Source organism: Pseudozobellia thermophila, assembly GCF_900141855.1.
GTDB classification, from domain to species: Bacteria; Bacteroidota; Bacteroidia; order Flavobacteriales; family Flavobacteriaceae; genus Pseudozobellia; species Pseudozobellia thermophila.
The window spans coordinates 406,185-418,920 of sequence record NZ_FQYU01000002.1; the positions used below are offsets into that span (position 1 = coordinate 406,185).

Below are 12,736 nucleotides of genomic sequence, written 5' to 3' on the forward strand. Positions count from 1 at the left end.
AACGCCTTTCGTTCTATCCTTCAACACGCAGCCAGGTCTGTGTACGGTAAATAAAGGCCAGGTAGCCCCTTACCTTCAATTCATCCGTGTTATCGGGGTTCAACCATATTTTACACCGAAAGGTCATGGCCTGTTGGGGATCAAAAAGGGTATCTCCCTTGTATACGCCATCGCCTACATGTTCGGCCCCTTCTATAATGGTCATTCCCAAGACCGGTTTCCCCTTTAGCTCGCCCTTACATTTATCACAGATAAAGTTTTCCTTTCCTTCCTCGACAATCTGGACCACCTTGCCGTACATAAGCCCTTCTTTCTCGTAGATATCGATAATGGCTTTGGGCTTGCCGGTACGATCGTCTATCGTCTTCCATTTTCCAAAGACACTTTGGGCCTGAACCAGCTGTATGCTGCAGACCAACAATCCCACTAAAACTATCTTACCCGACTTTATCATTCTTTATTATAGGTTTTGCGTAAGGAGTTCAAAGAGGCGTTCAATTCAAACCCAAGTAGCAATATATTGGAATTTAACCAGATATAAACCATTAAAATCAATAAACCGCCCAGTGCACCATATAATTCGTTGTATCTGGCGAATTTTTCAACATACACGCCAAAAAGGTAGGAAGTAAGCATAAATAGCAGGGTCGTCATCAAGGCGCCGACCGAAAAGAATTTGGCCTGCTTGCCTTCGGTGGTCCCAAAATAGTAGAGAATGGCCGTGGTCAGGTACGACAGCAAAACAAAGAACAGCACCTTTCCGACCTGGGCCCCTACGATATCACTTTCGGTAAGGTCGTAACCTCGCGTCTTTGCCGCCCATACGCTTAAATAATCAAGAATATAGAATTCTACGTACACATAGGCAACGGCCCCCACAATAAGCAATATGGAAAGGATCAAGCCTACCATGAGGGCGTATAGATATTGGCGAAAGAAGTTTCGGGTCAGCGAGACATGGTAGGAGTTCTCAAATCCACCAAAAATGGCGTTGACCCCATTGGCCATTAAAAAAATGGATATAAAAAAGGCCGAAGACAGGAGTCCGCCCTGTTTCTGGTCCTTGATCTGCTGATAGATTTCACCAAAATAATCGCTGGTCGCCGACGGAAGGAAGGATTCGAGGAACATTAAAAATTGGGAATCGAAATTCTCATTGCCCACGCTTACATACGGTATGATAAAAGGCACGAGGGTTATCAAAAAAATGAGGAGGGGAAACAGGGCCAGGAACAAACTAAAGGCAATGGCGCTCGCCCTGGTCGAAATGGCCCCTTTAAAGATACCCAGGATGTACATTTCGATCAAATCGTAAAGGGACAGCCCCTCAAAGGCGGGAAGCCTGATTCCTTTAAGGAACTTGGCCAATCCGTTCAGAATTGGAATTTTATCGATTTTCTCCTCTATTTCCTTCGACATTTAGACCGCTTTTAGGCTTAAGTCCATATTGTACACGGAGTGGGTCAAGGCGCCCGACGAAATATAATCAACGCCACACTCGGCATACTTTCGAATGGTTTTCTCGTTTATGCCGCCCGATGACTCGGTCAGGCATTTATCACCGATAAGTTCGACCGCCGTGCGGGTATCCTCATAATCAAAATTGTCGATGAGGATGCGGTACACCCCGTCGGATTCAAGTATTTCACGGATTTCGTCGAGGTTTCGCGCCTCGACAATAATTTTCAGGTCCCGGCCCGTTTCCTCCAAATAGGCCTTGGTCTTTGCTATGGCCTGGGTGATTCCGCCCGCAAAATCGATGTGATTGTCCTTGAGCATGATCATATCGTACAGGGCAAAACGGTGGTTTTCGCCTCCCCCTATTTTCACCGCCCACTTTTCGAGGGCCCTGATACCCGGGGTGGTCTTGCGCGTATCGAGAATTTTTGTTCCCGTACCTTCCAACAAGCGCACAAAGGAACGGGTTTTGGTGGCAATGGCGCTCATGCGCTGCATGGCGTTCAGCACCAGACGCTCGGCCTTAAGGATACTCTGGGAACTTCCAGAGACATAAAAGGCAATATCGCCGTACGCAACGGCCGCCCCATCCTCGATGAGGGTCTCCACCTTCAAGTCGGTATCGACGTAACCGAAAACCTGTTTGGCAAAATCGATTCCTGCGATAATCCCATCGTCCTTTACCAACAATTTCGCCTTCCCCGTCGCCTCCTTTGGAATACAGGCCAATGAGCTGTGGTCGCCATCCCCGACATCCTCGCGGATGGCATTTGCTATTATATAATCTATTTCTTTCTGAAACTGTTCTTGGGAAATCATAAACGGGATTTAGCTTTGGGCTAAATTAAGAAATGTTCGCGTTTTAAATGGATGCGATGGGCTTATTTGATAACCGTACCCGAACGGCCACCCCGGATTTTGTAAAATCAATCTATATTTGTGCATGACCATAAAATTACTCGCCATAGGCAAAACGGACAGTAAACCGCTACAGCTTCTTATTTCGGAGTACGAAAACCGCCTAAAGCATTATATAAGGTTCTCCATGGAGGTGATTCCCGACATTAAGAACGCCAAAAATTTATCGGAAGCCCAACAAAAGGAAAAGGAAGGGGAAATGATCCTAAAAAAATTGGCCCCCACCGATATCTTGATCCTTTTGGACGAAAATGGCAAGCAATACACATCGGTAGACTTTTCAAACTACCTCCAAAAGAAAATGAATTCGGGAATCAAGCAATTGGTATTCGTCATCGGGGGACCTTACGGATTTAGCGATGCCGTTTACCAAAAGGCACAAGGCAAAATAAGCCTGTCAAAAATGACCTTCTCCCATCAAATGGTCCGGCTTTTTTTCGTAGAACAGGTTTACCGGGCCTTTACCATCCTAAAAAACGAGCCCTATCATCATCGATAGGGCCCTTGTTTTATTTGGATATACTATGTGATGTCCCGACTAGTACAACACCCTGAATTTTATGGTGTTTTCCACCTTTTTCAAGGCCTTGATCACATCTTTGTCGTATTTCTTATCGACATCGGTAATCACATAGCCCACCTCGCTATCGGTGGAAAGGTACTGCCCTACGATGTTCAATTCGTACTTGGCCAAGACCTCGTTGATCTTTGCCATGATGCCGGGAACGTTCTTATGGATGTGCAGGAACCTATGGGCATTCTGTTGCTTGGGCAGCCTGATATTCGGGAAATTAACGGCATCGACGGAATTTCCGGTGTTGATGTAATCCATAATCTTATTGGGCACAAAATCGGCAATATCGCGTTGAGCCTCTTCGGTACTACCGCCTACATGGGGCGTAAGGATTACGTTGGGAATGCCTTGCAAGGGCGTTGTAAACGCTCCATTGCTCCGCGGTTCCTCTGGATAGACATCTATGGCCGCACCCGCAAGTTTTCCGCTTTTCAAGGCATTGGCCAAGGCATCTATATCGACCACAAAACCCCGCGACAGATTGATCAACATGGCACCGTCGCGCATTTGGTTGATCTCGCGCTCGCCGATAAAGTTTTTATTGGCCTTGTTATCGTCGATGTGAAGGGTGACCACATCGGATACGTTCAACAGGTCTTCGAGACTATTGCACTTTCGGGCATTACCCAGCGACAGCTTGTCTTCCACATCGTAGTAGTAAACGCGCATGCCTATGGCCTCGGCCAGAATGGACAACTGCTTGCCTATGTTCCCATATCCGACAATTCCCAGGTTTTTGCCCCTTACCTCACGGGAGCCTTGGGCCGTTTTTTGCCATTGCCCGCCGTGTATTTCGGTACTTCGCGCAAACACGCTCCTCATCAGCATAATGATTTCCCCGATAGCCAGCTCCACTACCGAGCGGGTATTGCTATAGGGGGCATTGAACACGGCCACGCCGCGTTTGCGCGCATAATCGAGGTCGATTTGGGTCGTACCGATACAAAATGCCCCGACCACCAACAGTTTATTGGCGGCGTCAAGTACCTTTTGGGTCACCTGGGTCTTTGAACGTATGCCCAGCACATGAACCCCCTTTATCCGCTCTATCAACTCTTCCTCGGGCAGGCTGTGCTTAACCAGCTCAACGGAAAATCCGTCTTTTGAAAGGTTCTCCAGGGCGGCCGGATGTACGTTCTCCAACAACAATATTTTGATACGGTTCTTGGGATAGGAGATATTTCGGGGCAAGTCGTTTACAAAGAGGAACTCATCCAAATTGGGAGCTACAAAGTCGGCCTTGCTTGTGGCCTTTTCGCGATGTACGTTTTCGGTATAGGCGAAAAACTTGTCGGCAATACCCGCCTCTTTCATTACGTAATCGCTATACCCGTCACCGATTACCTGTACCTCGCCCTCGAGGTTCATCTGGCGCAAACACTCGATTTTTCCATTGTGTTGCGAAAGCACGTTCTTTTCGTCGAAGCCGACGATATTGCCCTCCTCGTCAAAAACAAAGGTATTCGCATAAACACGGTCGGAAGGGATATTGTATTCCTTTACAATGGGATCGATAAACTCCTTGAAACCACATGAAATGATATAAATATCGTCTGAAAATTTTTCAAAAAATTCCTTATTGGCGGCAATGGACTTGGAAATCTTTTGACGTAACTCCTCTACCAAGGGCCCCAGGTCGTCCTTATGGGCATTGAGCAATTTTATACGTTGCTCCAAAGACTCGGTAAAAGAAATATCGCCATCGATGCCCAAATTGGTGATCTCTTGTATTTGGTTAACGATTTCCTCTCTATTCGATTTGTCCTTCAAGGTCATTTCGGCCAAAACGTCCAATGCCTCTACCCGGGTTAGTGTACTGTCAAAATCGAATACGTATTTCCTATTTGTTGCTACCATGTTTATAGTGAAAAATTAGGGCACAAAAATAAAGATTAATTCGGTGTGATTCGGGGTAATATTATGAAAAGTTACTCCTGTAACTAATCCGATTAATTTTGGCAAGTAATTTAAAAGGGAATAGGTACCGGAGGCATTGGCCTTAATGGGCTCGGCCGCCATACCATTGACCGACAAACCCGCGTTCAGTACGCCACATAGACGATTCCCGTCAAAATGGCCAGCCCGAAACTCAGCAAGGTTCCTATTAGGATGTACTCCGTCAGTTTTCGGTTGTTGCTTTCCTTAAGGTCGTTGAACCGAAAAACCGATTTGGCTCCGATCAAAAGGCCGATGGCCTCCCAACGTCCCATTATAATGAACATCAAAACAAACAAGCGTTCTATTATACCTATATACTTTCCGGCATTGGGCAGCGATTTATGATCGAGTTCTATTTTGTCGGACATCGCTTCCAACAATTTCCCCATGATAATGGCCGATGGAAAGCTTACAAAAACGATGGCCGTTATCAGGCCCCAGTTCAAATTTTCGATGATTTGGGCGGTGTGTTCCCATAAGTTTCCGTAGTAGGCGCAGGCGTACAGCACAAGGACATGCAAAAATTGATCGATAAAGAAGGGGATGCTCTTCAACCTAAAATACGGGGTGGCATATAGTTTGGCCAGGTCGATCAGGTAATGTGAGACCGCAATCACCGCGACGACCTTCCAATACCTTAGGTCCCACAACAGCACGAGGGCCACCACAAAATGCAAGGCGACGTGGAAATACAGGTATTTGGAGGTTGCCTTATGCACCTCCTTATGAAGGACCCACCGGTTGGGCTGCAAGAGGAAATCGCCTATCAAGTGGGCCAGCAACAGCTTTGTAAACAAGATCATCCGTTTATTTCTTTTAAGGTTTTGGTATAATAATCGAGCAGTTGCAAGACCAAATCCAGGCGGGCCCTTTTTTGGCGTTGGCTCACTGCCGACTGTTGAATATTGAGCCATTGCGCCATTTCGGTCTGCGAGGCATGCGGATTGTCTAGGGCCAAGACCACTATTTCGGCCGAAACGGGACTCCAGTCATCCATAAAATCAAGGGCGAGCCTCAACATCAAATTCAAGGTATCGTCAAAAAACACCTTCCCCGAGGCGAGGGCCAGGTTTACCTTGGCCTCCTTCAGGCCCTCAAATACCCTGCCCGACCGTTGGTAGGCGGGGCCATTGGATTCGCTTATGCCGGTTCCCGTAAAGGTCTCGTCACCCAAGCCTATGCCCATACGCGCGTCGAGGCCCTTGATCGATCTTAAAAGGGCCTTGATATAAATAGCCGTACGCAACGCCTGTTCCGACGGAATCTTCAATTGAAACTCATCGCCTCGGTATACTTCCCAATCGTGGGGGGCATCGCCCAAATTGGAAAAATAAGTCTTAAGGATGGGCAACCAAGTGCCGGAGCTATAATTGCCCGAACCTATAATGTCCCCGGTTAGAATCGCTATCATATTTATCAGCTAAACAACTACTATACACAAATATAAGCAAAAATACTAATAATCAAAATTATAAGTAAAAAAACTAATAAATTAAAATATAAGCCAAAAAGCTTATTTTTTTAAAACCATCTTCGGGTTTTGATACAGTACTGCCGGTACTGCTTTCCAAAAATGGCGGTCAAGGCCTCCTCCTCGGCCTTGATCTGAAAGCGGTTCATATACCCGACAAAGCCCGCCGCCAATAAGGTGTTAAAGGCATTGCCCAATCCGATGCCCCAGGCCAAAAGCACCATCAGCAGGGCCAGGTACATCGGATTGCGCGAATAAGCGTAAATACCGTTATCGACCAACTTGGCTGCCTTTTCGGGACGAACGGGGTCTACCGTTGTCCCGCTTCGCGCAAATTGCACCAATGCAAGGGCCGCAACCAAGGCCGCACCGCCCAAGAGTCCCCACATCAAGTAGTGCCGGCCAAAAAAATCGAACTGTCCAAAAGGCAAGAATTCCGCCAATAAGTACATCAACAAGGCAAAAAGCAAGAAAACAACTACAGGTGGTATTTTTAATTTCATACAAAAGCTTTAACATTAAACAAAATTAACCCATTTTCAATCCGTTCTAGGGTTCACGCCCGTATATATTAAAGTATATCCCACACCCCCGTAAATGAAACTTGTCTTCGCCACCCATAACCAAAACAAATTTCTAGAGGTCAAAAAACTGATGCCCGACCCTATAACCCTGCTATCCCTCAACGACATTTCTTGTTTTGACGAAATTCCGGAAACGGGCCATACTTTGGAGGAAAATGCCAAGATAAAGGCCGATCATGTAACCGAAAAATACAACATCCCTTGCTTTGCCGATGATACCGGCTTGCTCGTCGATGCCCTCGATGGCCGTCCGGGCGTACATTCCGCACGCTATGCGGGCCCCCAAAAAAAAGATGGTGACAACATTGCCAAATTACTTTTGGAGTTAAAAGGCCAAGCGGACCGAAGAGCCCATTTCAAAACGGTAATAGCCCTCAACCTAGGCAACGAAAAACTACTGTTCAAGGGCAAGGTAGAAGGCCATATCACCAACGAGCCCCAAGGCACGGGAGGTTTTGGCTACGACCCCATATTCAGGCCGGTGGGCTACCCCGAAACCTTCGCCCAACTACCGATCAATATAAAAAATAAAATCGGCCACCGCGGCAAGGCCATCGAACAACTTATAAATTATTTACAAACCAACCAACATGTCACAAAATAAAAAAATAGAAGAGCGCGGCGGAGTACTGATCATTTTCTTTGTTGCACTCCTGGCCATAATGAAAGTAATCAACGGCTCCTTTGAAAAGAAGATCGTCAACGCCAACAACAACGAGGTAAGCTATTCGGACTGGTACAATGCCAAAAGTATCAAGCAGATAATGAAGGAAAGCGAACGCGACCACCTATCGGCCCTGCTCAGCGCCGGCGTATTCGACAAGGACAAATCGTCTAAAGTCAAAGAAAAGATAGAGGACACCAAATCGCTCATTTACAAATACGAAGCCGAAAAGACCGAAATTTTGATGGGATCGGCCAACATCCCCCCCAGTGCCTGGGTTCAAGACCTGGATGGCGAGATGGGCAAGATCGTCGGCCTCAGGGAATGGCGCGACATATCGAGACAACTAACGGAAACGGTGGCAAAAATAGACCTGGGTATCTTATTTCTACAGATAAGCCTAGTATTCGGAGTCGTCGGACTCATCATCCACGAGAACCCCAGGCTTCAAAATATGTTTACTTGGTTGATGATAGGTTCAGGTTTTATGGGCATTGCGCTCTCCCTATACGGCTATGTCCTATCACTATAAACCGACATCTCTGGCAAAAGACCGTGTTTTATCAATAAATAAGCTTACCTTTGCCGCTTATTTTTAACGCCGCCGGTATGGCAGGTGTTGCATTGAGTATAAGGGTTATATACGATAATCGCTCTACGCAACACACCTATTAGCGATTAAGTAATAACTTATTATGACAAAATTTGAAGCATTGGGGCTCGACAAGGCCCTATTGGATGCTGTTGCCGATATGGGCTTTGAGAGCCCTTCGGAAGTACAGGAAAAAGCAATCCCCATTCTATTGGAAAGCGAGGTCGATCTAGTGGCCCTCGCACAAACAGGAACCGGTAAAACCGCCGCCTTCGGTTTTCCCCTTATCCAAAAATTGGATAGCAACAGCCGCACCACACAGGGGTTGATACTCTCCCCTACCCGTGAACTCTGTTTACAGATCACCAACGAAATACAGGCCTACTCGAAGTATGTAAAAGGTTTAAGCACGGTAGCCATTTATGGTGGGGCCAGCATAACCGATCAAGCCAGACAAATAAAGCGCGGGGCACAGATTGTTGTGGCCACCCCTGGCCGTATGAAGGATATGATAGGCCGCGGGTTGGTCGACATTTCCAAGATCGATTATTGCGTACTCGACGAAGCCGATGAAATGTTGAACATGGGCTTCTATGAAGACATCAAGGACATTCTTTCGAACACCCCTAAGGACAAGTCGACCTGGCTGTTCTCGGCGACGATGCCCAAGGAAGTTGCGGTAATCGCCAAAAAGTTCATGCACAGTCCCGTCGAGATTACGGTAGGTGCCAAGAACGCGGGTACTTCCAATGTACAGCACGAATACTATGTCGTAGGCGGCAGGGACAGGTACCCGGCCCTTAAAAGACTGGCCGACGCCAATCCAGACATTTTTTCCGTGGTCTTTTGCAGGACCAAAAGGGATACCCAAAGGGTGGCCGAAAAATTGATCGAAGACGGCTACAATGCCGGTGCCCTGCACGGCGACCTCAGCCAAAACCAGCGCGATTTGGTCATGAACGCCTTTCGCAAAAAACAAATTCAAATGTTGGTTGCCACCGATGTGGCCGCCCGGGGCATTGATGTTGACGATATAACCCACGTTATCAACTACCAACTTCCCGACGAAATCGAGACCTATACCCACCGTAGCGGCCGTACCGGTCGGGCCGGCAAGTCGGGTATATCAATGGTCATCGTCACCAAAAGCGAAATGCGCAAAATCCACTCGATCGAGAAAAAGATCCAGCAGGACTTTATCAACAAAAAAATTCCTACCGGAATCGAAATTTGCGAAATTCAGCTTTACCACCTCGCCAACAAGATCAAGGACACCAAGATCAACAAAGACGTTGAAAACTATCTACCGGCCATAAACGACGTACTCGACGGCATCGACCGCGACGAACTGATCAAAAAGATAGTGTCGGTCGAATTTACCAGGTTCTCCAATTACTACAACAAGACCAAGGACATCAACAGTTCGGCCGGCGACGACCGCTCGGGCAGAAACGGCCACGCCCCCTCCGACGGTTCCGTACGTTATTTTATCAATGTGGGCGAAAAGGACGGTTACGACTGGATGACCCTCAAGGACTTTTTGCGGGACACCCTTAACCTGGGCAAAGAGGATGTTTACAAGGTGGATACCAAGGATACCTTTTCCTTTTTCAACACCGACAAGCAGCACGAAGAACAGATATTACAGTTTTTTACGGATTTTAAGCTAGATGGACGTTTTATCAATGTCGAGGTTTCCAAAAGCCCTGGAGGCGACGGGGGCCGCGGTAGAAAGAACCGATCCAAACGGCGCGGAAAGGACACCAATGAGCGCTTTCGCGGAAAAAAGAAGGACAGGTCTTCCTTTGGCGGTTCCGCAAGCCATTCGGGTAAGCGAAGAAGCAAAAAGAACAGAAGCGACTTCTTTTAGATAATTAGTTAATCATATATTAAAAAATACGCTAAGGCGTATTTTTTCGTTTTGTTTGTTACTTTTATTCCAGCATTATTAAGTTTAATGAGAGCACTCCTTATAATTTTTACACTCTGTTGCGGCATAAGCCTGTTTGCTCAAGAAAACGCACAGGACGACCAGCGGTTTAGTGCGGTGGTCATCAATGCACAAACGGAAAAGCCGATGGGGAGTGTTCACGTTGTCAACTTAAACCAAGTGGTGGGAACCATCACCAACGACAATGGCGAATTTTCCATTGCCGCAGCGGTAAACGACACCCTCTATTTTTCCTTTCTAGGCTTTAAATCGCAAAAAATCAGGGTAACCAACGATATGTTCAAGTTCAAGGACACCAAGATTGCCCTTACCGAACTTGCCTATGCCCTCGAAGAAGTAATCGTGCGCCCCTATCAGTTGACGGGGTATCTCGAAATCGATGTTAAGAACTTTCCCATCAACAATGCGTACCAGTATAGTATTTCAGGGCTTTCGGTAAGTTATGAGGGAGGAAACAAGAACCCCAGTGCCGTCACCAAGGTACTAGGGGCCATTCTCAACCCCGCCGATCTACTGCGCAATCTTTTCGGGAAACAGCCGAACCAAATGAAGAAATTGCGCAAGATGAAGGAAGACGACCAGATCCGCGATTTATTGGCGTCGAAATTCGACCGTGAGACCCTTACCGAACTTTTGCAAATTGAAAAGGTCGACATCGAGGACATATTGAACAATTGCAACTATTCAAAATCGTTTATCACCACCGCGAACGACCTTCAGATCCTAGACGCCATCAGCAGCTGTTACGAAGAATTCAAGGTGCTTAACCGAAAAAAATAATTCTTTGATTTCCCCGATGCATTTTATAGCTTTAGACAAAATAGAAGTCTATGAAAAAACTGTTCGCTGCGGTAAGTTTCTTATTCTTGGTCGCCGGATGTGTCGAACAGAAAAAAGAACCGGTCGAGGATAATACAACAACCGTAAACGAGTCGGGAATAGACACCCTAAAAAAGGTTCCCTTTGCTTGGGAAGCGGCCAACATTTACTTCCTACTTACCGATCGTTTCAACAACGGGAATACCCACAACGACGTGAATTTCGAAAGAAGTGGCCCCACAGGCCCCTTACGGGGGTTTATGGGCGGCGACCTTGCGGGGATCACCCAGAAGATAAAGGAAGGCTACTTTAACGACCTAGGGGTTAACGTCATTTGGTTTTCCCCCGTTGTGGAACAAATTCACGGGGCGACCGACGAAGGCACGGGCAACACTTACGGCTATCACGGTTATTGGGCCAAGGATTGGACCACCTTAGACCCCAATTTTGGCACCAAAAAAGAACTTGCCACCATGGTCAAAACCGCCCACGAAAACGGTATTCGCGTGCTGATGGACGTGGTTATGAACCATACCGGACCGGTAACCCCCCAAGATCCCGTCTGGCCCGAAGAATGGGTTCGGACCTCCCCGACATGCGATTTTACGAATTACGGAAACACCACCAAATGCACCTTGGTGGAGAACCTGCCCGACATCCGTACGGAATCGGACCAGCCCGTTGAACTGCCCGATGCCTTGTTGGCGAAATGGAAAAGCGAAGGCAGGCTTAGCCAGGAGCTCGACGAGCTACAGTTGTTTTTTGAACGTACCGGTTACCCGAGGGCGCCGCGATATTACCTGATAAAATGGCTAACCGACTATGTAAGCCACCTAGGTATTGACGGTTTTAGGGTCGATACGGCCAAACACGTAGAGGAAAACGTATGGTCAGAACTGTACAGGCAGGCCAACTATGCCTTTCAGACTTGGAAAAAAATGCATCCGGACAGAGTACTGGACGACCAAGATTTCTTTATGGTCGGAGAGGTATACGGCTACGGCATCTCGAACGGAAGGACCTATGATTTCGGGGATAAGAAAGTAGATTATTTTGCCCATGGGTTCAAAAGCCTGATCAATTTCGACCTCAAAACAGATGCCCGGAAAGGATATGAACAGGTTTTCGACAACTACTACAAAAAGCTATATTCCGACCTCAAAGGGAAGAGTGTCGTCAACTATCTTACCTCGCACGACGACGCCAATTCCTTTGACATGGAACGTACCGACCCCAGAAGGGCCGCCAACATTCTTTTGCTCGCACCAGGGGCCTCACAGATTTATTATGGCGACGAAACGGCCCGCGACCTGACCGTAAAGGGCTCCGTCGACCACCCCGTTCAGGGCGATGCCTCCCTTCGTTCCTTTATGAATTGGGACGAACTCGACAGCATTCCGCAAAAGCAGGAAATTCTCAAGCATTGGCAAAAACTGGGAAGCTTTAGAAAAAACCATTTGGCCATTGGCGCCGGAAGGCATAAAAAGCTTTCCTCGGAGCCCTATGTGTTCAGCAGGACCTATGTGAAGGAGGGATACAAGGACAAAGTGGTCGTGGGCTTGGATCTGCCCAAGGGAAAGAAATCACTATCGGTAAAAGGTTTCTTTGGGGATGGCACCCAACTCTTCGACACCTACTCCGAAACAAGGGTTACCGTGGAAAAAGGCCGTGTGGTGCTCGAAAACGATTTTGACACGGCCCTACTTGAGCTCGTGCCATAACCCCGGGGCATTGCGAACAAGGCCTTTTTCCATATAAGGATCGAGA

At 47.3% G+C, this 12,736-nt stretch carries 13 protein-coding genes; 6 read left to right on the forward strand and 7 right to left on the reverse strand.

Annotation, left to right across the window (positions count from 1 at the left end; translation table 11 throughout):
* Positions 1 to 13: 13 nt before the first annotated feature.
* From BUB37_RS07190 to nadC, 3 genes are read right to left on the reverse strand one after another with little or no spacing between them, the layout of a single operon-like run.
* Positions 14 to 454: a DUF2147 domain-containing protein gene (locus BUB37_RS07190; protein WP_072990988.1), complete on the reverse strand. Its 441-nt coding sequence runs from the start codon at positions 452 to 454 to the stop codon at positions 14 to 16.
* On the reverse strand, positions 451 to 1,419 hold the full coding sequence (locus BUB37_RS07195) for a YihY/virulence factor BrkB family protein (protein ID WP_072990992.1): 969 nt from the start codon (positions 1,417 to 1,419) through the stop codon (positions 451 to 453). Before BUB37_RS07195 ends, BUB37_RS07190 begins: the two co-directional genes overlap by 4 nt.
* Positions 1,420 to 2,277, reverse strand: a complete 858-nt coding sequence (nadC, locus tag BUB37_RS07200) for a carboxylating nicotinate-nucleotide diphosphorylase (RefSeq protein ID WP_072990995.1) — start codon at positions 2,275 to 2,277, stop codon at positions 1,420 to 1,422.
* A gap of 124 nt (positions 2,278 to 2,401) precedes the next feature.
* Between nadC and rlmH the strand changes: the two genes are divergently transcribed.
* On the forward strand, positions 2,402 to 2,875 hold the full coding sequence (gene rlmH / locus BUB37_RS07205) for a 23S rRNA (pseudouridine(1915)-N(3))-methyltransferase RlmH (protein WP_072990998.1): 474 nt from the start codon (positions 2,402 to 2,404) through the stop codon (positions 2,873 to 2,875).
* A gap of 39 nt (positions 2,876 to 2,914) precedes the next feature.
* On the opposite strand, the gene serA is transcribed toward rlmH, so the two are convergent.
* From serA to BUB37_RS07225, 4 genes are all read right to left on the reverse strand, one after another.
* Positions 2,915 to 4,807: a phosphoglycerate dehydrogenase gene (gene serA, locus BUB37_RS07210; RefSeq protein WP_072991001.1), complete on the reverse strand. Its 1,893-nt coding sequence runs from the start codon at positions 4,805 to 4,807 to the stop codon at positions 2,915 to 2,917.
* 185 nt (positions 4,808 to 4,992) lie between these two features.
* Positions 4,993 to 5,691, reverse strand: coding sequence for a DUF3307 domain-containing protein (locus tag BUB37_RS07215; RefSeq protein ID WP_072991004.1), 699 nt, complete (start codon positions 5,689 to 5,691; stop codon positions 4,993 to 4,995).
* Entirely contained in the window at positions 5,688 to 6,299 is a 612-nt protein-coding gene (locus BUB37_RS07220; RefSeq protein ID WP_072991007.1) for a hypothetical protein, read from the reverse strand. The genes BUB37_RS07215 and BUB37_RS07220 overlap by 4 nt, the downstream gene beginning before the upstream one ends.
* Before the next feature lie 110 nt (positions 6,300 to 6,409).
* Positions 6,410 to 6,862, reverse strand: coding sequence for a methyltransferase family protein (locus BUB37_RS07225; RefSeq protein WP_072991009.1), 453 nt, complete (start codon positions 6,860 to 6,862; stop codon positions 6,410 to 6,412).
* Positions 6,863 to 6,956: 94 nt separating this feature from the next.
* On the opposite strand from BUB37_RS07225, the gene BUB37_RS07230 reads away from it, so the two are divergent.
* The 5 genes from BUB37_RS07230 (at position 6,957) to BUB37_RS07250 (ending at position 12,690) form a co-directional block, all read left to right on the forward strand.
* Positions 6,957 to 7,547 (forward strand): non-canonical purine NTP diphosphatase, encoded by a 591-nt coding sequence (locus BUB37_RS07230; RefSeq protein ID WP_072991012.1) that lies wholly within the window; start codon positions 6,957 to 6,959, stop codon positions 7,545 to 7,547.
* Positions 7,534 to 8,139 (forward strand): DUF4337 family protein, encoded by a 606-nt coding sequence (locus BUB37_RS07235; RefSeq protein WP_072991015.1) that lies wholly within the window; start codon positions 7,534 to 7,536, stop codon positions 8,137 to 8,139. The genes BUB37_RS07230 and BUB37_RS07235 overlap by 14 nt, the downstream gene beginning before the upstream one ends.
* Before the next feature lie 163 nt (positions 8,140 to 8,302).
* Positions 8,303 to 10,069 carry a DEAD/DEAH box helicase gene (locus tag BUB37_RS07240; protein WP_072991018.1) on the forward strand — a complete coding sequence of 589 codons (1,767 nt, stop codon included), beginning with the start codon at positions 8,303 to 8,305 and terminating at the stop codon, positions 10,067 to 10,069.
* A gap of 87 nt (positions 10,070 to 10,156) precedes the next feature.
* Positions 10,157 to 10,930: a carboxypeptidase-like regulatory domain-containing protein gene (locus BUB37_RS07245; protein ID WP_072991021.1), complete on the forward strand. Its 774-nt coding sequence runs from the start codon at positions 10,157 to 10,159 to the stop codon at positions 10,928 to 10,930.
* A 50-nt stretch (positions 10,931 to 10,980) separates the two neighbouring features.
* Positions 10,981 to 12,690 carry an alpha-amylase family glycosyl hydrolase gene (locus BUB37_RS07250; protein ID WP_072991023.1) on the forward strand — a complete coding sequence of 570 codons (1,710 nt, stop codon included), beginning with the start codon at positions 10,981 to 10,983 and terminating at the stop codon, positions 12,688 to 12,690.
* Positions 12,691 to 12,736: the final 46 nt, after the last annotated feature.